The organism is Pseudoduganella aquatica, from assembly GCF_020865585.1.
In the GTDB taxonomy this organism is placed as follows: Bacteria; Pseudomonadota; Gammaproteobacteria; order Burkholderiales; family Burkholderiaceae_D; genus Rugamonas; species Rugamonas aquatica_A.
In genome coordinates this window covers 4841404-4864372 of record NZ_CP086370.1, presented here as the reverse complement: position 1 = coordinate 4864372, position 22969 = coordinate 4841404, and the positions used below count along the sequence as shown (strand labels likewise).

The 22969-nt window shown below is 63.2% G+C and carries 20 protein-coding genes; 12 read left to right on the top strand and 8 right to left on the bottom strand.

The features are described 5' to 3' along the window. Positions 1 to 10: 10 nt before the first annotated feature. On the bottom strand, positions 11 to 2473 hold the full coding sequence (locus tag KT882_RS21640) for a polysaccharide lyase 8 family protein (RefSeq protein WP_228893288.1): 2463 nt from the start codon (positions 2471 to 2473) through the stop codon (positions 11 to 13). Positions 2474 to 2596: 123 nt separating this feature from the next. Continuing rightward, a complete protein-coding gene (locus KT882_RS21635) occupies positions 2597 to 3628 on the bottom strand; it encodes a glycoside hydrolase family 53 protein (RefSeq protein WP_228893287.1) in 1032 nt (343 codons plus the stop codon). A 50-nt stretch (positions 3629 to 3678) separates the two neighbouring features. Between KT882_RS21635 and KT882_RS21630 the strand changes: the two genes are divergently transcribed. Further along, entirely contained in the window at positions 3679 to 4455 is a 777-nt protein-coding gene (locus tag KT882_RS21630) for a substrate-binding periplasmic protein (protein WP_228893286.1), read from the top strand. Here KT882_RS21630 and KT882_RS21625 read toward each other — a convergent pair. From KT882_RS21625 to KT882_RS21605, 5 genes are all read right to left on the bottom strand, one after another. Continuing rightward, positions 4452 to 5090, bottom strand: coding sequence for a hypothetical protein (locus KT882_RS21625; protein ID WP_161070509.1), 639 nt, complete (start codon positions 5088 to 5090; stop codon positions 4452 to 4454). The genes KT882_RS21630 and KT882_RS21625 overlap by 4 nt on opposite strands. A 96-nt stretch (positions 5091 to 5186) precedes the next feature. Next, positions 5187 to 5705, bottom strand: coding sequence for a PEP-CTERM sorting domain-containing protein (locus KT882_RS21620; protein ID WP_161070510.1), 519 nt, complete (start codon positions 5703 to 5705; stop codon positions 5187 to 5189). 12 nt (positions 5706 to 5717) lie between these two features. Then, positions 5718 to 7952: a rhamnogalacturonan lyase family protein gene (locus KT882_RS21615; protein WP_228893285.1), complete on the bottom strand. Its 2235-nt coding sequence runs from the start codon at positions 7950 to 7952 to the stop codon at positions 5718 to 5720. A 99-nt stretch (positions 7953 to 8051) separates the two neighbouring features. Next, entirely contained in the window at positions 8052 to 8585 is a 534-nt protein-coding gene (locus KT882_RS21610; RefSeq protein ID WP_161070511.1) for a hypothetical protein, read from the bottom strand. 110 nt (positions 8586 to 8695) lie between these two features. Then, the gene (locus KT882_RS21605) at positions 8696 to 9598 is read right to left on the bottom strand and encodes a cupin-like domain-containing protein (protein ID WP_228893284.1); all 903 of its coding nucleotides are present in this window, start codon (positions 9596 to 9598) and stop codon (positions 8696 to 8698) included. Positions 9599 to 9671: 73 nt separating this feature from the next. Between KT882_RS21605 and KT882_RS21600 the strand changes: the two genes are divergently transcribed. The 10 genes from KT882_RS21600 to KT882_RS21555 all read left to right on the top strand — a co-directional run bounded on the left by KT882_RS21600 (position 9672) and on the right by KT882_RS21555 (position 19439). Then, on the top strand, positions 9672 to 10658 hold the full coding sequence (locus KT882_RS21600; protein ID WP_228893283.1) for an AEC family transporter: 987 nt from the start codon (positions 9672 to 9674) through the stop codon (positions 10656 to 10658). 60 nt (positions 10659 to 10718) lie between these two features. Next, on the top strand, positions 10719 to 10979 hold the full coding sequence (locus KT882_RS21595) for an antitoxin (RefSeq protein ID WP_228893282.1): 261 nt from the start codon (positions 10719 to 10721) through the stop codon (positions 10977 to 10979). A 192-nt stretch (positions 10980 to 11171) separates the two neighbouring features. After that, positions 11172 to 11909 carry a ThuA domain-containing protein gene (locus tag KT882_RS21590; RefSeq protein ID WP_228893281.1) on the top strand — a complete coding sequence of 246 codons (738 nt, stop codon included), beginning with the start codon at positions 11172 to 11174 and terminating at the stop codon, positions 11907 to 11909. 10 nt (positions 11910 to 11919) lie between these two features. Then, positions 11920 to 14376, top strand: a complete 2457-nt coding sequence (locus KT882_RS21585) for a glycoside hydrolase family 95 protein (RefSeq protein WP_228893280.1) — start codon at positions 11920 to 11922, stop codon at positions 14374 to 14376. Positions 14377 to 14417: 41 nt separating this feature from the next. Continuing rightward, complete coding sequence (locus KT882_RS21580; protein ID WP_228893279.1) at positions 14418 to 15296, top strand: alpha/beta hydrolase; 879 nt, start codon at positions 14418 to 14420, stop codon at positions 15294 to 15296. Positions 15297 to 15339: 43 nt separating this feature from the next. Beyond that, on the top strand, positions 15340 to 15810 hold the full coding sequence (locus KT882_RS21575; RefSeq protein WP_228893278.1) for a hypothetical protein: 471 nt from the start codon (positions 15340 to 15342) through the stop codon (positions 15808 to 15810). A gap of 96 nt (positions 15811 to 15906) precedes the next feature. Next, positions 15907 to 16314, top strand: coding sequence for a hypothetical protein (locus KT882_RS21570; protein WP_228893277.1), 408 nt, complete (start codon positions 15907 to 15909; stop codon positions 16312 to 16314). A gap of 794 nt (positions 16315 to 17108) precedes the next feature. Continuing rightward, positions 17109 to 17360, top strand: coding sequence for a hypothetical protein (locus KT882_RS21565; RefSeq protein ID WP_228893276.1), 252 nt, complete (start codon positions 17109 to 17111; stop codon positions 17358 to 17360). A 289-nt stretch (positions 17361 to 17649) separates the two neighbouring features. Next, the gene (locus KT882_RS21560; RefSeq protein ID WP_228893275.1) at positions 17650 to 18138 is read left to right on the top strand and encodes a demethoxyubiquinone hydroxylase family protein; all 489 of its coding nucleotides are present in this window, start codon (positions 17650 to 17652) and stop codon (positions 18136 to 18138) included. A gap of 524 nt (positions 18139 to 18662) precedes the next feature. Continuing rightward, positions 18663 to 19439, top strand: coding sequence for a TauD/TfdA dioxygenase family protein (locus KT882_RS21555; RefSeq protein WP_228893274.1), 777 nt, complete (start codon positions 18663 to 18665; stop codon positions 19437 to 19439). A gap of 66 nt (positions 19440 to 19505) precedes the next feature. On the opposite strand, the gene KT882_RS21550 is transcribed toward KT882_RS21555, so the two are convergent. Then, positions 19506 to 21737 carry an NADP-dependent isocitrate dehydrogenase gene (locus tag KT882_RS21550; RefSeq protein WP_228893273.1) on the bottom strand — a complete coding sequence of 744 codons (2232 nt, stop codon included), beginning with the start codon at positions 21735 to 21737 and terminating at the stop codon, positions 19506 to 19508. A gap of 254 nt (positions 21738 to 21991) precedes the next feature. On the opposite strand from KT882_RS21550, the gene KT882_RS21545 reads away from it, so the two are divergent. Continuing rightward, positions 21992 to 22936, top strand: a complete 945-nt coding sequence (locus KT882_RS21545; protein WP_228893272.1) for a Gfo/Idh/MocA family protein — start codon at positions 21992 to 21994, stop codon at positions 22934 to 22936. The last annotated feature ends 33 nt before the right edge of the window (positions 22937 to 22969 follow it).

The window sequence follows — 22969 nt, the reverse complement described above, 5'->3', positions numbered from 1 at the left end:
CGGCCGAGCCTCAAGGCCGCTTCAGTTCGAAGCGCGCCTGATACGACTTGCCTGCCGAACCTTTCACCGCCACCGTCAGTTTGATGGTGGGGCTCAGCTGCTGCACCGTGATGGCCGGGTCAAGCGACAGCACGGCGCGCGCGCTGCGGTGCAGCTCCAGGTGGATCACGTCCGTGTTCTCCTGGGTGGGATCGGCCACGGCCAGTTGCAGGCCTGCGGCGTCCTGCTGCACTACCACGGCGGCCTTGCGGTCGCTGGCCAGGTAGGGCTTGCCCGCCACCTTCACGGTCTTGGCCGCATCCTCCCAGAATACCAGGCCGGTCAGGCCCAGCGCGCTGTCGGTCACTGCGGTGGCGCCGGTGGAGCGCTCCGCCACGCGCACCGGATTGGCCGCCGCAAACGCCGCCACCTGGGACGCGCTGCGGTTGGGCAGCAGGATAAAGGTGTAGGCGCCCTCAGCTGGGCGGACGCCGTGCGGTAGCGCCAGGCTCAGATAGCTGGCGCTGACCGGCTGGGTGGAGCCTTCGACGTTGATATCGCGCCAGGCGCCGGTGCGGACCTCGCGCAGGCCTTGCACGGTGGGCGCGTCCGGGAACACATAGCCGATGTCCGAGCCGGGCACGCTGCCCGCCAGGTGCGCCCATTTGGTGTTAGGCAGCGCGTGCGACCAGCCGGCCGTTGCGGGCTGGCGCACGCCGTTGACCGTCAGCGTATTGTCGCCGCCCGCATTGAGCTTGCGGTTCTCGACGATGGTCTCCACCGCCGCCTTGGCGGAAGTGGCGGAGATGCCCGAACCGACCGCCACCACCCGGTCCCCGAACAGGAACCAGGCCTTCTTGCCCTGCAGGCCGCTGTCGCTCCATGCCCTGGTGGAGAAGTCCATGCCGATGGCGGCGTGCTGGCCCGCCAGTTCCGCGCCGCCGACGGCGGACTTGTCGTTGGCGTACAGCTTCCACTTCTCCGGCGTGCCGCTGCCGTTGTGGTCCGTGGTGGTGCCGGGCATGCGCAAGGCATCGGCGGTGGGCCAGTAGCTGCCGCTGTACTGGGTCTGGTCCGCGTTGTAAAGGGAATGCGTGCCCACGCCGGTCCACCAGCCGCGCAGGTTTTCGCCGTTGCCGGATTCGAAGGAGCTGATGCGCTTCGAGAACATGGCCAGCGTGAAGGCGTGGCCGGGACGGCGCTGCACGGCGCGGTCGGTGGCCGGGTAGTAGCGGGTTTCCGCCGCTTCCGGTTGCGGCGCCACGGCGGCGTCCCGCTGCAGCGCTTTCAGCAGCCCCATTTGATAGACCGGCAGGCCGGCGTAGATGCCGGGCACCGCCGTCGCCACAGGCGTGAAATAGGACGCGCCGAAAGTGCGGTCGCGCTGCAGCCAGCCTTTCAGCACGGCCTTCAGCAGCGCGCCTTGCGCGGGCGGCAGCACTTCGGCCAGTTCCGCCATCGTGCCCGTGACCGTGCGGCCCACGCTGTGGTCGGAATAGAACTCGCGCGAAATGGAGCGGCCGCGCTGCATGTCCATCATGGCGCCGTCGTAGATGAAGGGGCGGTAGGCCTGCATGGACCAGTCGAAGGGCAGACCGGCGTTCGCGTCTTGCAGCTGCCAGGGCGAGCCGTTGAGCACGTAGTACAGCGCGGCGATGTCGGCCATGAGCACCACGCCGTAGCCGCCGATGTAGGACACATGCGTGTGCTGGACGAAGGAGCCGTCGGCATAGAAACCGTCGCCGCTGGTCACATAGGGGAGGGCGTGGCTGATGGCGTCGCGGCCCTGGGCGATCTTGGCGGCGTGCTTGCCGTTCACGCCGCGCATGATGGCGACGAAGGCCTTGTCGAGGCGGTTGGCGCCGGTCTCCTCGGTGCGCGACAGAGTGCCGGATGGCGTGGTGCGCCATGCCGGATCGGGCACATGGAAATCGATGGCGGCCAGGCAGCGCGCCAGCTGCTCCGGCGCGAGCAGGCCGCGCATGGCCATCACGGCCTCGTTGAGCGCCATGGGCGCGCCGATCTGCCAGTCCCACCAGTTGTTGTAGGCATGGCGGCCGGCGGCGTAACGGTTTTTGCTCATCCAGTCCAGGCCATCGACCACGGCGGCGCCCAGCGCGGCATTGCCGTGCAGCGCGGACTTGGGCGAGGCATAGACGGCGGCCATGGCGGCGAGGCGGCGGTAGGCGCTGGTGACGTGGGCCGACACGGTGGTGGAGGCCAGGTCGGGCCAGAGCGCGGCGCGGTCGGGCGCGGTCTGCATGGACGACCAATAGCGTTGCGCGTTGGCGTCGTCGAGCTTGAGCTGGGCGGCGATTTCCTGGTCTGCTGTATCGGCCGCCGCGCCGCCGGCCGCGCGCAGCAGCCACTTGGCGCGCATATCGTCGAAGTCATCGGCCAGGGCCGGCGTCACCGCCTGGCAAGCCTGCAGCACAGCGGCCAGCAGCAGGCTGCGCCGCCAGGCCGGGCGGAACGGTGGTAAGCGATGCAGCATTAATGCTCTCCTCAAGATGATCAATCCGAGGGCATGATAACGTTAACCTAGCCGTTACACCACCCCGGGGTCAGTTCTGTCATCGCGTCATTATGACGCGATGACAGAACTGACCCCGGGGGATTAGTCGGTGAGGAAGGCGTCCATGGCTTTGGTGGGGCGGCCGTCGTCGCCCCAGGCGCTGAGGGCGTATTTGCTCCAGCTGCGGGCGCCTTGCGGTTCCCAGTAGATCATGCCCAGCCCTTTGCCTTCGGGGACGGCTTTGATCTTGCGCTGCACGGCCACCAGCATGTCGTAGGTGTTCTGCGGCTGCGTGTCTTCGCCGCCGACTTCGACCACCATGACTTCCTTGCCGTAGCGCGCCGCCATGTCGTCCAGGTTGGCGCCCAGGTCGCCGATGGATTGCGTGTAGTCCGGCTTGCCGGGCAGCCAGTAGGGGTAGTAGGAGAGACCGATCACGTCGTATCTGGCGCCGTGGGCCCTGGCCTGGTCGAACCAGCCACGGAAGCGCGCGCTGTTGTTGCCCTGGTCCAGGTGCAGTATGACCTTGGACGAGGGACTGACGGCCTTGATGGCGTCGTAGCCCTGGTTGATCAGCTGCGCCAGCTGCGGCCAGTTGGCGGTGCTGCCTTCGGGATAAATCATGCCGCCCGGCGTTTCGTTGCCGACCTGGACCCATTCGGGCGTCACGCCGGCCTGCTTGAGCGCGCTCATGACGTCGTGGGTGTAGCTGTACACGTCTTGCAGCAGGCGCGGGAAGTCGTGGCCTTCCCAGGCGGCGGGCTTTTTCTGCTTGGCGGGGTCGGCCCAGGAGTCGCTGTAGTGGAAGTTGATCATCACCCGCATGCCGCGCTTCTGCGCGCGCACCGCCATGGCGACGGTTTCGTCCTTGCTATTGTGGCCGCTGGTTTTGCTGTCGGACGGGTTGACCCAGGTGCGCAGCCGCACGGTGTTGATGCCGTAGTCTTGCAGGATTTGCAGGCAGTCTTGTTCGGCGCCGTCCTTGTTGCGGAACTTGTAGCCCGTGGCCTCCATTTGCTGCAGCCAGCCGATGTCGGCGCCTTTGACGAAGGCGCCGGTCCGGGCCGGCGCCGTTGCGCAGCCTGACAGGGCGATGGCCATGCAAGCCAGTGCGAGGATTCTTTTCAACGGCATGTGTACTGTTCTCCTTTGGGCTTGAAAATTGGCTGGTGTATCATCCTGCCATGTCTTTCCGCTTGTCTCTGTTCCGCCATTTTGTGCTGGCGCTTTGTTGTTCCGTGCCGCTTGCCGCCACTGCGGAAAGCGTGGAGCTGCGCGTTGCGTCGCAACTGGGCACGGAGCCGAAGTTTCTGATCGATGAATCCTCCGGCCGGATCACCGGCATCTGCATCGACATCATGCGCGCCGTGGAGCGCGCCGATCCGGGACTGAAGTTTGTCGGCGTACAGCGCTGGATGCCGCTGGTGCGCATCACCACCGAGCTGTCTGCCGGGCTGCAGGATGCGGCCTGCGCGCTGCAGCGCACGCCGGAGCGGGAGCGCAAATTCACCTATCTGCAACCGGCGCTGTATCCGGTCGATTTTTTCCTGCTGGCGCGGATGGATGATCCCGTCGTGGTCAACTCGTGGGAGGATGTGCGCAGCTTGCGCCCGGCGTCGGTGGTGCTGGTGAACCGGGGCTTCGGCGCCAGCGCCACGCTGCAGGCGATTCCCGGCATCGTGGTCGATTCCAGCACCACCGAGACCAGGCTCAATCTGGAGAAGCTGATCGCCGGGCGCGCGCGGCTGTATTTCCATCGCGGCCCGGGCATCGCCCGCATGCTGGCGCATGCCGGCGTGACGGACAAGGTGCGCGTGCTGCCCACCGTGATGCTGCACGCGGAGTTTCACTTCGTGCTGGGCAAGCATGTGGCGCCGGCCACCGCCAACCGCCTGCGGCGCGTGCTCGCCGCGATGGAGCAGAGCGGCGAGCTGAAGGCCATCTACAGGAAGTGGGACTAGGCGCCGAACTGGATGGTGTCCTTGCTGGGCGCGCCGATATCGGGTGCGTCCAGTTTCTCCACCAGGTCCATGCTCCAGCCGCAGGTTGTCTTGGGGCAGCGGATGACGGGGTATTCGGCGGTGTTGATATTGTGGGAGTGCGACACCTTGATTTCGCGCCGCATGGCCGCCGCGCTGGAAAATTCGACTGTCACCGGCCGGGCCCTGCCGCTGCAAACGGGGTTGTTGCAGACAAAGTAGGCGTGCCTGGGGCCGTCGTCCCGGTCCGCCATCTTCTTGGCCACGCCGCCCTGGCCGTAGAAGCGCTCGTGTATCCGCGCGAACAGCGCCAGGTTGCCGTCGACCACCGCCCGCACGTCGGCGCGGATGCCGGCGGTGAGCGAGTCGTCGCTGTCGAAGGTGCTGACGCGGCCGCCGCCGAAACTGTAGCGCGGCATATTCTTCTGGCCCGGCTTGCGCCCGTCCGGGAAGATGTAGACGTAGGGGCCGTGGTTTTCCAGATGCAGTTCGAACTTGTAATCCATATTGTTCTGCCACACGGTGATCTCGCGGATCTCCTGTTCGGTGACGCCGCAGCCCCCTTGCGAGGCGGGCGTGGTCAGCATTTTGTCGTTATGGAGGAAGTAGAATCGCATGCTTCAATCCTTGGGAGGTTGGACAAGATAGTTATTAAATAATAACACTTGTGGCGGCGCCTTTCCGGCCTGGCGCCGCCACGCTCCCGGTCCCGCTTACTGCTGCTTGCGGCGGCGCGGCGCACGCATCGCCAGCAGGCCCACGCCCATCAGCAGCACCGTGCCCGGCAGCGGGATGGCGTTGATGGCGTAGGACTGCAGCGGCGATTCGTCCAGCTGCGCCAGGTTGAAGTAGGCGTCATTGCTCCAGTCGTACAGGTTGTTGCTGACGGTGGTGTCCAGCGCGAGGGTGGCGCCCAGGTCCACCAGGGTCAGGTAGAAACCGGCATTCTGGCCGCCCTGGTCCGCCGTGGTGTTGGCGAGGAAAACCCACGGCTGCGGGTCGGGGTTCTCCAGGTTCCACACCTTGTCGATGTTGGTGGTCTGCGCCAGGTCCACCAGCGTGCCGGTGACTTTCGTGATGCCGAAGGGCGACGCGGCGTCGTAGTAGAACTGGCCGCTGAACTGGCCGTCGCGCCAGGTGGCGTCCAGCTGGTACCAGCCGATATGGGCCGCGAGCGCCGATTGCGAGAACAGGCTGAGGGCTAGGGCAAACATCATGTAAAGCTTTTTCATTTCATCTCCGGATTATGGAACCAGCAGTTCGTCGATATTGGCCAGGCTTTGGCCGGTGGATTCGAAGCGCAGCGTGTTGTCGCTGCCGGCGGCGAGGTTGACCGTGGCCGTCATGGTGAGCCAGGTGGTCCAGCCGCCGGTGGGCTTGAACGCGACCGGCTGCGAGACGCCGTTCACTTTCAGCACGCCGGTGCGCGGCGTGGGGTTGCCGTTGGCGTAGCGGATGGTGATGGTCTTGCTGCCGCCCGCGCCGCCGTTGATGCGGCCGAATTCCGCGCTGCCGCCGGTGGTGGGGAAGGTCAGGAAGGCCGTGCCGCGGTAGCCTGCGCGGTCGGTCTTGGCTGCCGTGCCGCCGCCCACGATGGCCGTTTCGGCCTGGATGGTGCCGGTGCCGTCGAACGGGATATGCACGGGGTCCTGCGGGAAGGAGGTGGCGCCGGCGCCCAGGTAGAAGCTCGGGTGTGGCGGCTGGTTGTAGCCGGCGTTCTGGCCCGCCACCTGGGTGCGGTACTGCGGGTTGTGCATCAGGGTGGTGATGCGGGTGGCGGTGGGGATGGTGGTGCTGTAGATCTGCAGCTCCGTGTTGGCCGCGTTGCGCCAGATGACTTCCTCGCGCCAGTCGCCGAACAGGTCTGCCGTCAGCACCGGGGTAGCCTTGGTGCCGTTGTTGGAGGCGGCGCCGTTCAGGGCGGCGTCGATGATCTTGCTGCCGGTGCGGGTGGCGGGGTCGAACTTGTCGATCGAGGTGCTGCCCATCGGTTCGCGCAGCAGGTCGCCGTCCCACCAGGCCGCGAAGTTGACGTAGGCGGTGGGCGCGGTGGCGTTGATGAGGGCGCCGGTGGCGGTGCGGAAGCCGCCGCGCGTGGCCCAGCATTCTTCGCCTTCGTAGTTGGGGTCGATGTCGAAGCACACGCCGCGTCCCACGTCGGCGTTGGAGCCGCTCACGCCCCAGATCAGCGCGCCGGTGGCCGCGTCGTGCATGCCGGCGCCGGTGGCGCCGTAGACGGCCGGGGTCTCGTGCACCATGTAGATCTGCTGGCCGGGACGGTTCGGGTCGAGCTTGCCGAAGTGCAGGGCGTCGCCGTGGCCCAGGCCGGTGGCGTATTTGAGCTGGCCGTAGCTGTCGATGGTGGCCGCGCCGTAGACGATGTCGTCCTTGCCGTCGCCGTCCACGTCGCCGGTGGCGAACCAGTGCGCACCCTGGCCGCGCGCGGCCGCGCCGGCGATGTCGGTGTCGAACACCCAGCGGCTGGTCAGCGCGCCGTCGCGCCAGTCCCAGGCGGCGATCACGGCGCGCGTGTAGTAGCCGCGCGAGAAGATGGCGCTGGGGCGGTTGCCGTCCAGGTTGGCCACGCCGCCCAGGAAGCGGTCCACGCGGTTGCCGTAGTTGTCGCCCCAGGCGGACACGGTGCCGCGCGCCGGCAGGTAGTTCACGGTCTTCATGGCCGCGCCGGTCAGGCCGTTGAACACGGTGAGGAACTCGGGACCGGTGAGGATGTAGCCGGCGGTGTTGCGGTGGTCGGCCGTGGCCGAGCCGATCACCACGCCCTGGCCGTCGATGGTGCCGTCGGCGGTCTTGGCCATGACCTCGGCCTGGCCGTCGCCGTCGAAGTCATAGGCCAGGAAGGTGGTGTAGTGGGCGCCGGCGCGGATGTTCTTGCCCAGGTCGATGCGCCACAGGCGGGTGCCGTCGAGCTTGTAGGCGTCCAGGTAGGTGTTGCCGGTGTAGCCGGACAGGGAGTTGTCCTGCGCGTTGGTGGGCTGCCACTTGATGATGATCTCGTAGGTGCCGTCGCCGTCCAGGTCGGCGGCCGAGCCGTCGTTGATCTCGTAGGTGTAGGCCTGGCCGGTGGGTGTGACGCCGGCCGGCGGCGCCTGCACCGGCAGCGATTTGTACAGGTTGGCCCAGGTGGCGCCCGCTTCGTAGCCGTTCTGCTCCACGCCGTTGACCACGGCGCGCACCGAATAGCTGCTCGCCGCGGTGCCGGCCGCGTCGGTGTAGTTGAGCGCGTTCAGCGGCGAGGCGTTCAGCTTGACGCCGCCCTTGTAGACGTTGAAGGTGGTGCCGGCGGCGTCGGTGGCGAGCTGGCGCCAGCTGATGAACACGCCGGCCGGGGATTTGATGGCGACGGCGCCGCGATTCAGGTTTTCTATCTGCTTGCCGGGGCTGGTGATGACGGCGCCGGCGCTGCCGGCGATGGACAGCAAAGCGAGCAGGACGGCAGAAGTGGTTGCTTTTCGTAACATGATGCGTGTCTCCCTGTTGATTTTTATGGTTACCGCAACGTGAAGGTAACGGAAGGAGTTTGCAAAATGTCTACGCGCACCGGCCGCAGGCCGTATTGCTCAAACAGTCGAGCAATGCTGTTGTATTTCTGTACAGCCGATTTTGGCCAGTTCGGCCAGCTGCTGCAGCGCAGCAGCGTCGCCGTGCTGCAGGGTGAGGGGAAGGCGGAAGGCGAAGCCGGTGCGGGCGCTGGCGTACTCGAAACTGGCGCCGCGCGCGTCGTCGAGCAGGAAGCGCCAGCTGCGGTTGCGGAAGCCGATCAGGATGTCCACGGTGTGGTCGCCGTTGTTGCCGCCCATGTTGCAGTGCAGGTGGCGGGCCGGATCGCGCCGGGTGGCGGAGGTGGTCCAGACGAGCATATAGCGCACCACGTCGGCCACGGCGTAGTTGGCGAACACGGCGGCCATGCGCGCCGGCTTGCTGTAGGGGTTGGCCAGCCAGTGCAGGCAGGGCAGGTCGTCGTTGGTGGACGAGAGCGGGTCGCCGCACAGCGGGCAGGCGTCGCTGTGGCTGGACGCCGCCAGGCGCGCGTGCAGCGACGCGCCGGTCTGCGACTGGCACAGCCAGCCGGCTAGTTCAGGTGTACATTTCACGATCGCCCCGTTGCGGATGTGTGCCGCATATCATCCGCCGGAGCGGCGCGGGCGAGGAATGCCTTTTCTCGGTTGAGCTATGTGTTTTTGAGATAGCTAGTTTGAGATAGCTAGTCGCTGCGCAGCAGGGACGCGTCGCCGTGCAGCGCGAACGGCACGCCGCGCGCCCAGCGGTTGGACGACAGCGAAAACGACAGCGCGCTCACTTGGTGGTACCAGCCGGCCGGCACATACAGCATGTCGCCGGGCTGGACCAGCAGCTCTATCATGGTGGCTTGGCGCGCCAGCGGGAAGGCCTCGAAATCCGGCGCTTCCGGGTCGAAGGGCGAGCCGAACAGGATGGCGTTGGCCTCGCTGGGGTAGAGGAATTCGTCGTGGTGCGGCGGCGCCAGGAAGATGCGCTTGCTGCCCCAGATCTGCGCGAAGATGTTGTCGTCATAGTCGCAGTGCAGCGGCGTGCGGGTGCCGGCCGGACCTATCCAGAAGCGCGGCGGCCCCATCTTGCTGAAGTAGGCGGGCCAGTGGCACAGGCTGTTCAGTTCGCGCAGCTCCAGGTTGCCCAGGTAGGGCGGCAGCGCGTGGCTGCCGTCTGCGGCCAGCTCCAGGTACTCCAGCATGGACATGTCCTGCATGGCGCGGTCGGGCGCGAAGGCGGTGCCGATGTAGTCGCCCACGCGCGCACGCACCGGCAGGTGGCTGTAGCGCTCGCGCAGCGCGGACGGGGAGAGGGCGCACAGCGGCCATTTGCCCACCAGGCCGGTCATCAGGAAAGGCAGGCCTTGCGCGGCGCGGGCGCGGAACTGCGCCGCGCTCAGCACGCCCAGGCGCGGCACTTCGGTAATGTGGGGCAGGCTGCGCGCGGACCGCTTTATCGCGTCCCGCATCGCCTGGATGGAGGTCACGCCGCGCACTTGCGCGTCCTTCTGTTCGCGCGCCAGTTTCCTGGCGGCGGCGCCTTCCGGCGGCACGGCGCGGGACGCCTCCAGGGGCGGGAGCTGTTTTAGTTTTGACATTGCTGACTATCTGTTATGGGCGCAGCGTGGGAGCGTGCGCGACGAGAGTGCAATTATAATGCTGGGTTGCCCAATGACGCCGCCCCTCCGCATGCTTGCCATCCTCGCCATCGTCAGTCCCATCTACATCATTATCGCCCTCGGCTACGCCACCACGCGCGCCGGGGTGTTCGGCAAGGCGGAGCTGCTCGCCTTTGGCAAATTCGTCCTCAAGCTGGCGCTGCCTGCGCTGGTGTTCAACGCCATCGCCCAGCGCCATATCGCCGACATCATCGTTCCCGGCTACCTGCTGGCCTACACCGCCGGCGGACTGGCCATGCTGGGCGGCGCCTATGCGCTGGCGAGGAAGGCTTTCGGACTGAGCCATCAGCAGGCGCTGCTGCACGCCATGGGCATGTGCAGCTCGAACAGTGCCTTCATCGGCTACCCCATCCTGCTGCTGGCGCTGCCGGGCGTGGCCACTACGGCGCTGGCGCTGAACGTGGTGGTGGAAAACGTGGTGCTGCTGCCGCTGCTGCTGGTCTTGCTCGAGACCAGCGCGCGCAAGGCGGGCGCCGAGGGCGCTGCCGGAGGCGCTGCGGCATTCAAGGCCACGCTCAAGCAGCTGGCACGCAATCCGCTCATTATCGCGCTGCTGGCGGGGCTGGCCGTGTCTTTGCTGGAACTGCAGCTGCCTGCGCCGCTGGGCCGCAGCGTCACCATGTTCGCGCAGGCCAGCGGCGCACTGTCGGTGTTCGTGATCGGCGGAACGCTGGTGGGCCTGCCGCTGCGCGGCGTAAGCATGAAGGTGGCGCCCATCGCGGCGGGCAAGCTGCTGCTGCATCCGCTGATGGTGGCGCTGGCCCTGGCGGCCTTGCCGTTGCTCGGCGTTGCGCCGCTGGAGCCCGAACTGCGCAACGCCGCCGTGCTGATGGCCGCCATGCCGATGATGAGCATCTACCCCCTGCTGGCGCTGCCCTACGGCTTCACCGAACGCGCCGCCGCCGCGCTGGTGCTGGCCACCGTGGCGTCGTTCGGCACGCTCAGCGCGCTGCTTTGGCTGATGGGCAGCTTCGCCTAGCACGCCTGCGCGGGACAGTTTTGGAAAGGACTATACTGGTGCCTATGCAGAGGAGCCGCCATGAGCCATGTCGCCAAACTTTTCATCAACGGACGCAGCCAAGCAGTGCGCCTGCCCGACGCATTTCGGTTTGACACCAAAGAAGTGTTCATTCGTAAAGACCCGGAAACCGGAGACGTGATCTTGTCGCGCCGTCCTGGCGACTGGAATGGCTTTTTTGCTGCACTCAAGGGGGCCGAAGTGCCTTCCGATTTCCTTTGCGAGGAAGACCGTCGGACGGACGCAACGCCGCGTGATCCCTTTGACGAGTGGCGTGAATGACGCTGTATATGCTGGACACCAACTCGGTCAGCTATCTGATCAGAGGTAATGCTGCAATCGCCAGCAGGCTGCAAGAAGTGCCGATGAGCGCGTTAGGCGTTTCGAAAGATCGAAGATTGGACCCTAGCTAGCTGTTGACAAATAAATCATCCTGAATTACGTTGCGGAACTCGACCACTCAGCCGGGCTCCGATGAAAACGCTATTCGCCTTCCTTCTGTCCCTGTGCTGCTGCTGCTGCGCGCAAGCCGGGCAATTCAATGTGCTGGTGTTCTCCAAGACCGGCGGCTGGCATCATGATTCGATACCGGCGGGCGTGGCGGCCATCCAGGAACTCGGCAAGCTGCACGACTTCTCGGTGTTCTGGACCGAGGACCCCAAGCGCGTCTTCAAGGACGAGGAACTATCCAAGTACCAGGCCGTGGTCTTCCTGCTGACCAGCGGCGACATCCTGGACCAGCCGCAAAAGGCGGCGTTCGAGAAATACATCAAGGCCGGCGGCGGCTACGTCGGCGTGCACAGCGCGGCGGACACCGAATACGGCTGGCCGTGGTACACCAGGCTGGTGGGCCATATGTTCCAGTACCACCCCGCCAACCAGAGCGCCGTACTCAAGGTCGAAGACCGCAACTTCCCCGGCATGGACCGCTACGCCCCGCGCAGCCTGGTGACGGAAGAGTGGTACGCCTTCAAGCCCGCCACGTCGGACCAGCTCCACTACCTGCTCTCAGTGGACGAGTCCACCTACAAGCCGGTTAAAGGCATGGGAACCTTCCACCCCATCAGCTGGTATCAGCAATACGACGGTGGCCGCTCCTTCTACACGGCCCTGGGCCACCTGCCCGCAAGCTATGGCGACCCGGTTTTCCGCCACCACCTGTATGGCGGCATCTACTGGGCGGCAACGGGCAACACCTTCAAAGCCGAATAAGGGGAAGCGATTGGACAAGAAAGCAGGCAAGCCAACTGCGGGCCTCAACCGCAAGCGGAGGAGCTTCATGGTGTCGGCGGGGCTGGCCGCAGTCTTCCCCGCGCTGGCTCAGGCGAAGGTTGTGGAACAGATTCATGGTGGCCGGGAGAGCTTGAGCTTGTGGTACGACAAGCCCGCAGCGCCCTGGGTTGAAGCGCTGCCGGTCGGGAATGGCCGCCTCGGCGCCATGGTCTTTGGGCGCGTTGCCCAGGAACGCATCCAGCTCAATGAAGACACCCTGTACGCAGGCGGTCCCTACGACCCCAATAACCCCGCCTCGCTGGAAGCCTTGCCGAAAGTGCGCGCGCTGATTGAGCAGGAGCGCTACCAGGAAGCCTCGGACCTAGCCGGCTCCGCCATGTTCGGCATCCCGATGAAACAGATGCCCTACGGCGCCGCAGGGGACCTGCTGCTGGATTTTATAGGTCTCAAGGATAGCGCTACCTACGACCGCTCCCTGGATCTGGCCAGTGCCATTGCCACCACGCGCATTGCGAGCGGTGAGGCCGCGCACGTGCGTGAAGTGTTTGCCAGCGCCCCCGACCAGGTGCTGGTGATACGGCTGATGGCCAGCGGCGGCGCGAAACTGAACTTCGATCTGGGCTACCGCCATCCCTCGGACGTGAAGTACGGCTTGTTGCGCGCAGCCGATGCCGGCGCCAGCCAGTACACGGAAACGCTGAACGAAGACAAACGCCCGGCCTCGCTATCGATAGCGGCGGACGGGCCGGGCGCGCTGCTGGTGCAGGGGCGCAACCAGCCGTCGGCAGGCGTAGCGGCCGCGCTGCGGTATGCCGTGCGCATCCAGGCGGTAGGGGACGGCAAGATCGCCGTCGCAGGCGACCGGCTGCAAGTGCGCGGCGCGCGGGAGATTACGCTGCTGGTGGGCGCGGGCACCAGCTATGTGAACTATGCGGACGTGAGCGGCGACCCGGTGACGGCAGTGCGCAAGCAGACCGGCGCCGCAGCGCTGCAGCCATATGCTCGGCTCAAGGCTGCGCACATGAAGGCGCATCAAGCGCTGTACGCGCGCATGTCCATCCGGCTGGGCGGACCAGCGGACAGTGTGCAGCCACCGCGTTTAACCGACCGGCGCATCGCCGCCGCCGAGAGCGGGGCCGATCCCGGCCTGGCCACCCTTTACGTTCAGTACGCGCGCTATTTGCTGCTGTCGTCTTCACGCGCGGGCAGTCAGCCGGCGAACCTGCAAGGCATCTGGAACGAAGGCAACAATCCGCCCTGGGGTTCCAAGTACACCATCAACATCAACACGCAGATGAACTACTGGCCTGCGGAAGCGGCCAACCTTGGCGAGTGCGTGGAACCGCTGCTGCGCATGATAGAAGACCTGGCCGTAACCGGCGCCGTCGCCGCGCGCAAAGGCTACGGCGCGCGCGGCTGGGTGGTGCATCACAACACCGACCTGTGGCGCGCCGCCGCGCCCATCGACGGTCCCAAGTGGGGCATGTGGCCCTGCGGCGGCGCCTGGCTGTGCAAGACATTGTGGGACCACTACGAGTACCAGCCCGACCAGGCCTACCTGCGCCGCATCTACCCGCTGCTCAAGGGCGCGGCGCTGTTCTTCATCGACACGCTGGTGGAAGACGGGAAGGGGCGCGGCCTGGTGACGTCGCCGTCCATGTCGCCGGAGAACGCGCACCAGCCGGGCGTGGCGATCTGCGCCGGCCCCGCCATGGACCGCCAGATTGTGCGCGACCTGTTTGCGTGGACGCTGGCCGCGCACAGTCAGCTCAAGGAGGCGGACAGCGAATTTGCCGCCACCGTGGCAGTGGCGCGCGCGCGCCTGCCGGCGGACCGCATCGGCGCGCAAGGCCAGTTGCAGGAATGGCTGGATGACTGGGACGGCAAGGCGCCCGAGCAAAAGCACCGGCACGTGTCGCACCTGTACGGCGTCTATCCCAGCGAGCAGATCAATGTGCGCGACACGCCGGAGCTGGTGGCCGCCGCCAAGACCACGCTCAACACGCGTGGCGACAAGTCCACCGGCTGGGCCACCGCATGGCGGCTGGCGCTGTGGGCGCGCATGGGGGAGGGCGATCGCGCGCACGCAATCCTGCTGGGCTTGCTGGGGCCGTCCCGCACCTATCCGAATATGTTCGACGCGCACCCGCCGTTCCAGATCGACGGCAACTTCGGCGGCACGGCCGGGATACTAGAGATGCTGGTGCAGTCCTGGGGCGGCGAAATCCGCCTGCTGCCAGCGCTGCCCAAAGCCTGGCCCGACGGCAAGCTGAACGGCGTCCGCGTGCGCGGCGGCATGGAGCTGGACATCGAATGGCGCGCAGGACGGTTGACGCAACTGGGCATCCGTGGCCAGCCCGGTGCCAAGGCCGCGCTGCGCCATGGCGGGCAACTGCGGACCGTCACGCTGGACGCCAAGGGCCGCTACCGGCAGGTGTTTGCGTGAGGCGTTCTTACGCGTTGGCGGAGCATCTGCGGCGGCACCCGGTGATCTACCTCATCACGCTGGCCATGCTGGCGTGCGCCGCCGCAGTTTGGGTAATGGGTTCTTTGCTGATCGCCGTTACGCCAAAAGAGGTGGCGTTGCCGGCCCTTGACGCAGAGGCCATCATGCTGCATGCGGGGCCAGGCCAGGCCGTCGCCGCGTCCTACCTCGCGGGAGAAGGACGCGGAGCCATCCTGCTCCTGCATGGCATCCGCGCCGACAGGCGGCAGATGGTGCAGCGCGCACGCTTTCTGCACCAGCAAGGCTACTCCATCCTCCTCATTGACCTGCCGGGCCAGGGTGCCAGCACGGCCGACGCGGTCACCTTTGGCTTGACGGAAGCCGAAGGTGTGCGCGCGGCGCTGGCCGAACTGCGGCGGCGGAATCAAGGACAGCGCATAGGCGTGATCGGCGTATCGCTTGGCGCCGCCTCCCTGGTGCTTTGCCGGGACTGCGGCCCGCTGGATGCCGTGGTGCTGGAATCGATGTACCCGACGATTGAGGAAGCGGTCGTGGACCGTTTGAAATTGCGCTTCGGCGCTGCCGGTGGTCCGCTGTCCGAACTGCTGCTCATGCAATTGCCGCTAAGGCTGGGTATCAGTCGCGAGCAACTGCGCCCTATAGATCATATCGGCAGCTTGAAGGCGCCCTTATTGATTGCGGCTGGAAGCGAGGACCAGCTCACGACGCTGCCGGAAACGCAGCGCCTGTTCCAAACCGCCGCCGAACCCAAGGAGTTATGGCTGGTGCCCGGAGCCGGGCACGTTGACCTGCATGCATTCTCCCCAGAAGACTACGAGCGCCGCATCGGCGTCTTTATGGCACGGAATCTCCGAGCAGACCCGGCGGCTAAGCTGCGGAAAGCCAAGGCATCGCCATAAGACCGTGCTTGCGGCCGGTTGCTGTTACAAAGGGTGTATTTTCGTGGTTTTGCAAAATGTTATCCTTAATGCAGACAATCAAGTTTTGCAACGGCAAAAAATCACAATGCACTTACGCCTACTTGCCCGGAATAGATGGTGGCTGTGCCTCGTCATCTCGGCCACGCTACCGATTTGGGCCATTGCCACGCTACGGAGCTTTGGCGGTTGGGTTACTGCGGAAATTCGCTACTCTAACTTTAAATGGTTCGCGCTATCCTGTTTCCTTGTGTCTTTTGCGCTGACAATGTTCTGGTTAGGGCGACCGGATAAGTACAAAATGATGAGAATTGTTACGGGCATTATTCTTGGTGGTGTTCTTTTGGCGGGCGCGGTCATCTGCACTTTTTCTTCATCGTGCGGTCCGACGGTAATGCAACTTGGCCGTGCGTTTTCCAGTCAAGTGAAGCAAGTCGCAGCAAGTGGCGGTTGCGATGTGACTGCCTTAGCCAATCAACGAACGAGTGCTCGCTGAAGCCTGTCGAATTTCGTACGGTATGGAAGCTGTAAATGTCAGCAACGATACGACAGAAAACGGCCACTTCCGGTCATTTATGAAATGGAGTCAGCGATGTCCTGCGTGTTGCGAGTGTCCGGTGAACATCTTGATATTGATGTTCTGCTTCGAGGTGTAAATCTCATCCCAATCGTTGCTTGGCGGAAAGGAGAAGAGCGATTTTTGAAGGGCCAGTTCCATGCTGATTCGGGCGCCAACTTCGATGTTAGTGATGCCGAAATTGAGGATGTTGCACGTCAAATCGCCGATGCGGAACTCTATCTGGCGACGAATTATAACGAAATTTCCATACTTGCGTTATCCGCAGATGTTGCGAAGGCAACCTTGGATTTTGCAGTGGCGACACGTCCAGAATTTGTTACTCAAACCAGCTCTTTTTCGTCCGCGTTCTTGCAACGTGTGGCTGAGCTAGGACTGGGGCTGGCAGTCTCGCACTACCCCACGCAAGATGATGTTGAATAAGAATGTATCTAATCTGATTGTCGGCATTGGGGCGACTTCTGCCTTGTGTGACAATTCGTGAATTTTCCATGTAGGCAACCTGCTACCCTGTGCACCAACGGCCGAGTCCGGCCAAAAGCGGTCCATCGCGGCTCGGCAGAGAACTAACCCATGTTCCCGAGCTAATTGTCGAGATAGCAGTACAAGTGGAGACCGACGTATGCCTCGAAGGGCTCGCCTGACAAACATCGCCAACGGGTTGTGCAACTCGTTCGCCAGCCGGAACAATGATCTATATGGCTACTGGTCAATCGGCCAACTGCGTTTGCTGGCCGAGCAGCATTGTAGGCCCACGGTGTCAATCGACCTGTTGACGTCATCCCTGCAGCCGTATTCTTCCGAATTTGCTCCTGTATTGGTGCGCTACCGCCGTCTTCTTGAAAAGCTGGCATACCTCTCCTGCATTCAGCTTGAGGAAATCACGGCGGCACGCATTACACTTGATTTCGCGCCGCCACCTTGGCCCAGGGCCAGCTACTACAAATCGCATTGGGGCGAGCAGTTCGTCCTGACAGTGACTATTAACGCGGAAGGCAGGGCCGCTGGCATCATGCGTCACGCTGGCTATTGCCGGCCGCACGATCCAGCCAGGGAGAGGCGGTCAACACGCGGGGCGTGCTAATGCGAGACTGCTTTGGGGCGGCGGCCTGCCAGTGACAATGCGTGTATTTTTCACCTAAGCAAGATGTTATCCTGAGTAGCGACGGCCGAGTCCGGCCACAAGCGGACGGACCAATATGAGAGAGGAGGTGGTCATGCGCATGACCGAACGCCAGTTCATCCGATTTGAGAGGTGTTGGAGAGCAATTTTCACGTTCTTTGCCGCAATGCTCGCAGCTGTACTGTGTGCCTTTAACTTTGGTCTGGTTGAAGGCGTCGGAATTTTCTGGTGCATTGTAATTGGAGCCATATCGCTTATTGGGGCTGTGTTCGCGGCGAAAGAACTCCGCGACCCTCAACGTCGCGAAGGAGTTTTCGAGGCATTGGAGACTTTAGGCGATGACTAATACTTCATGTCTTGTTCTAATAAATTGAAGGGTAAGTTAGCTTGAACCGATGCCTATAGCATTAGATTCACTCAGTGCGACAGCCCACCAACCGAGCTAATTTCGTCAACAAGGGAGCTGAAAAACTCCGGGCGGCGGCGTGTTCTCGGAAATCTCGTCGGATTACATTTTAGATCTTGCAAGCGGTGGATAAAAACGCGCCTAACGGCCATATGCCGCCGGTCATTTTTTTAATGCAACTTCGGGACTTTCAACGTTGATAAATGCTACTGGGCTGGCTGGGCGAGTAATGAAAGTTAACCATGCAGGAGAGCATGGGGCCGTAAGCATTTATGCAGGTCAGATTTTTATGGCACGTTTTACTGCGAAGTCGATATTGCCTGAACTCTTGACTTTCAAGGCGGATGAAGAGAAGCACAGGACTACTTTCTGCAGAGAGCTCCAACGTCGTGGGTTAAAGCGTTGTAAGAGCTATTGGCTGTGTGCGGCGGGCGGCTATGTTCTCGGCATCGGAACGGGTTTATTTGGTGCACACGCAATATCACTTACAACATTGGCCGTTGAGCGAACTGTGCTTCGCCATCTACGTCACCAAACTGAGCTCCTGGCGGAGGATTTTGAGGCCGTGTCCGCAATTTCTAGTATCCTGAACGATGAACAAGAACATCATGATGCGGCAGCAAATCACAGCCATACATCAGGCATATTCGGACGAATGCTGAGCACGGCGATCTCTGGTGCCACCGAGTCGGTGATATGGCTGGGAATGCGCGTTTAGGTTGAAACGCCGCAACCGGCCAATAGCGGCCGCCCAATCGGAAATTTCACAACGCCCTCACAACTTGAACGTTACCTATGACTCTTAACGCGAAACGAATTTGCTGCTGGTGGGCCACAGCACTAATGCTTCTGGTTGCGCTTTATTCTGCAATGGGCATCCTCCAAGCGGGCAGCATTTATGTCGGGGAGCGTTCTTTGCAGAACCTTAGGTTTTGGGGGGCGATCATGGTATTAAGCCTTATCGGAAGTGCTTGTTCCACCTTCTACGCAATCCGTCTTGGGAAGTCCACGCCGCGATAATAGGAAAACCGCAACGACTGCTATGGCGAAAGCGGACTGATCCGAAGTCCTACACAAAGGAAAAATGGCTCCTGGTTCGTAGCTGCGCTGCGGATGCAGTTCTAGGTGGGCAAACCTATCCTCGGCTTTGCGGCCCACGCAAAAGTGAATGTTATTTTGTTCGTATTATCATCAGCTGGCGCTGAGATTATAGTGAATGCATGTGTTTAAACAGGAGGACATATGCAAGTCACACCCTTGGAAATTGGTTTTGGCGCCGTCATCGAAGGCATGGACCTTCGCCAGGTCGACAGCAGTACAGCCGCATTGCTGCGCGCCTCGCTGCTCGAGTACGGCCTGCTGGTGATACGCGGGCAGTCATTGACGCCCCAGGAGCAAGTGGCGGCGACCAATTTGTTTGGCCAGCCGGAGGTGTTCCCCGTGGTGCGTGGTCAATTGTCGTCATGGCCCGAGATTTTCCGTGTGGCCAGCCAGCCCGCCGACGGACATGTGGAAGTGGGGCGCTACTGGCATTCGGACGGCTCCTTCCGCGAAAATCCCACGCCCATCAGCTTCTGGTACTCGGTGATGCAGTCGGAAGAGGGTGGCGATACGCTGTTTACCGATCTGCAGCAAGCCTACGCCGAGCTGCAGCCCGATATCAGGGAAGAGTTCGATACGCTGAGGACGGCCCATCGCAACGGCGTGGTGCATCCGCTGGTGTTGCGCCACCCGAAGACCGGGGAGCGCGCGCTGTACTTGAACATGGGCCTGACGGCTGGCGTGCTGGGCTATAGCCCGGAGCAGTCCAGGGCAGTGATGGAAGCGGTCGACAGGCATTACTCGCGGCCTGGCGCAAGCTATCGCCATCACTGGCTGCCCGGCGATGTTGTCGTCGCCGATAACCTTCACGTTGCGCACAAAGCGACGCCATTGCCGGCCTCGGCTCGCCGGATTTTAAACCGCACGACTGTGCGTGCCGACGGCGTGATCTGGCACGAGGCGCAGCAGGCGGCGTGACGGCGTGGCGCAAAAAAAAGCCGCCCCCAGCTTGCACCGGGGGCGGCTTTCTCAGAGCTACGCTGCTTAGATTGCTTCCAGCGCGCTGTTGAAGGTGGCGCTAGGACGCATTACAGCCGAGGTCTTGGCTGGGTCTGGGTAGTAGTAGCCGCCGATTTCCACGGCCTTGCCTTGTACTTCAGCCAGCTCTGCCACGATCTTGGCTTCGTTCTCGCCCAGGGCTTTCGCCAGCGGCGTGAAGTAGGCTTTCAGTTCGGCGTCGTCGTTCTGCGCGGCCAAGGCTTGTGCCCAGTACAGCGACAGGTAGAAGTGGCTGCCACGGTTGTCCAGCTCGCCGGTGCGGCTCGATGGCGACTTGTTGTTGTCCAGCAGCTTGCCGGTGGCTTCGTCCAGGGTCTTGGCCAGCAGCTTGGCTTTCGCGTTGCCGGTCTTGATGCCCATGTCTTCCAGCGACACCGCCAGCGCCAGGAACTCGCCCAGCGAATCCCAGCGCAGGTGGTTTTCTTCCACCAGCTGCTTGACGTGCTTAGGCGCCGAACCGCCCGCGCCGGTTTCGTACATGCCGCCGCCGGCCATCAGTGGCACGATGGACAGCATCTTGGCCGAGGTGCCCAGTTCCAGGATAGGGAACAGGTCGGTCAGGTAGTCGCGCAGGATGTTGCCGGTCACCGAGATGGTGTCCAGGCCGCGGAAGGCGCGTTCCAGGGTGAAGCGCATGGCGCGGGTTTGCGACATGATCTGGATGTCCAGGCCTTTGGTGTCGTGGTCTTTCAGGTAGGTCTGTACCTTCTTGATCACTTCGTTTTCGTGCGGACGGTAGGTGTCCAGCCAGAACACGGCAGGCATGCCGGAGTTGCGCGCGCGGGTGACGGCCAGCTTGACCCAGTCACGGATCGGTGCGTCTTTCACCTGGCACATGCGCCAGATGTCGCCTTCTTCCACGGTCTGGGTCAGCAGCACTTCGCCGGTGGCCAGGTCGGTGATGTTGGCGATGCCGCCTTCCGGTACTTCGAAGGTCTTGTCGTGCGAGCCGTATTCTTCGGCTTGCTGCGCCATCAGGCCCACGTTAGGCACGGTGCCCATGGTCTTCGGATCGAAGTTGCCATGCCATTTGCAGAAGCCGATCATTTCCTGGTAGATGCGGGCGAAGGTCGATTCCGGCATCACAGCCTTGACGTCCTTCGGACGGCCGTCGGCGCCCCACATTTTGCCGCCGATGCGGATCATGGCTGGCATCGACGCGTCGACGATGATGTCGTTCGGCGAGTGGAAGTTGGTGATGCCCTTGGCCGAATCGACCATGGCCAGTTCCGGACGGTTGGCGTGGCAGGCGTGCAGGTCCTTCAGGATTTCTTCCTTCTGCGACGCTGGCAGCTTTTCGATCTTCTCGTACAGGTTGCCCATGCCGTTGTTCACGTTCACGCCGATCTCGTCGAACAGCTTGGCGTGCTTGGCGAACGCTTCCTTGTAGAAGATGCGCACGCAGTGGCCGAATACGATGGGGTGGGACACCTTCATCATGGTCGCTTTCACGTGCAGCGAGAACATCACGCCGGTCTTGCGCGCGTCTTCCAGTTCGCGCTCGTAGAATTCCAGCAGCGCTTTTTTGCTCATGAACATGCTGTCGATGATTTCGCCGGCTTGCAGCGAGACCTTCGGTTTCAGCACGATGGTGTTGCCGGAGGCGGTGATCAGTTCCATCTTCACGTCGCGCGGCTTGTCCAGGGTCATGGACTTTTCGCCGTGGTAGAAGTCGCCATGGTGCATATGCGACACGTGGGTGCGCGATGCCTGGCTCCATTCGCCCATCGAGTGCGGGTTCTTGCGTGCGAATTCTTTTACAGCCTTCGGCGCGCGGCGGTCCGAGTTGCCTTCGCGCAGGACCGGGTTGACCGAGCTGCCGATGCACTTGCCAAAGCGGGCTTTCAGTGCTTTTTCTTCGTCGGTCTTCGCGTCTTCCGGGTAGTCCGGCAGCTTGTAGCCGCGTGCTTGCAGTTCGCGCACTGCAGCCACCAGCTGCGCTACCGAGGCGCTGATGTTAGGCAGTTTGATGATGTTGGTGTCCGCCAGCTGGGTCAGGGCGCCCAGTTCGGCCAGGGTGTTCGGTACTTTTTGCTCGTCGGTCAGGTATTCCGGGAACTCTGCCAGCACGCGCGCTGCGACCGAAATGTCGCTGGCGACGACGTCGACGCCGGCCGGTGCGGTGAACTTCTTGATGATGGGCAGCAGGGAATAGGTTGCCAGCAGCGGCGCTTCGTCGGTCAGCGTGTAGATGATTTTAGATTTTTGTGTTGCCATGTCATTCCCTCGTTTGCGGTCGGTGGTCGTACTTTCGTGGGTGTACTTGGTATTGGCGCTGTGGCCTTTTTCACCCAAATGCGTATTTTAGACTGTTGCACCTAAGTTTGCCCAAAAAACCCCCAGAAACAGCACGGATAAGCCCTTCGCAGGGCATTTCTCCAAATTTCTCATAGCTGGCGCGAGAAAATACATAGCTGACGCCCCGCGAAGGGAGTTAATCTCGCAGGATAGTCAACCCTTAAATTTATGTTATGGCAATTTCTGCGAACAAAGTGGTCAAAATAGGCCTGGTCGGACTGGGTAAAATCGCTGTGGATCAGCACATCCCCGCGCTGCGCGGCAATCCGGGCTTTGAGCTGGTGGCCGGCTGCTCGCCCAATGCGCGTCCGGACGGCATCCCCGCTTACCCTAGCATGGAGGCCATGCTGGCCGCCCATCCCGAGATCGAGGCGCTGGCCATCTGCACGCCGCCCCAGGTGCGGCACCGCATTGCCAAGGACGCGCTGGCCACCGGCCGCCACGTCTTCCTGGAAAAGCCGCCCGGCGCCACCTTGGGCGAGGCCGAGGTGCTGCGTTCCTTCGCGGCGGAAAAGGGCGTGACGCTGCTGGCCAGCTGGCACTCGCGCTTTGCCCCGGCCGTGAGCCTCACGCGCGCGTGGATCGCGCAGCGCAAGCTCAAGAGCATGCATATCGTCTGGAAGGAAAACGTGCGCCAGTGGCATCCGGGCCAGGCCTGGATCTTCGCGCCGGGCGGCATGGGCGTGTTCGACCCGGGCATCAACGCGCTGTCCATCCTGACCGCCGTGGTGGGCGACGCGGTGATCGTGAAGAAGGCCGACCTGCACATCCCGGTCAACTGCGACGCGCCCATCGCCGTGGAGATGGAGATGGCGACCGCGCAGGGCGTGCCGGTGCGCGCCGATTTCGACTTCCTGCAGGAGAACCTGCAGACCTGGAGCATTTTTGCCGAGGCCGAGGACGGCGGCAAGCTGTCGCTGGGTATGGGCGGCACCATACTGGAAATCGATGGCCAGCCGGTGATGAAGGAGGCTGAACGCGAGTATCCGGGCCTCTACGCGCACTTCCACGAGCTGATCGCCAGCGGCGCCTCGGACGCGGACTTTGCGCCGCTGCGTATCGTGGCGGACGCCTTCATGCTGGGCAAGCGTATCGCCGCGCCGGAGTACATCGAGTAAAACAATCACGCCAATGATTGAATTGGTCAAGCC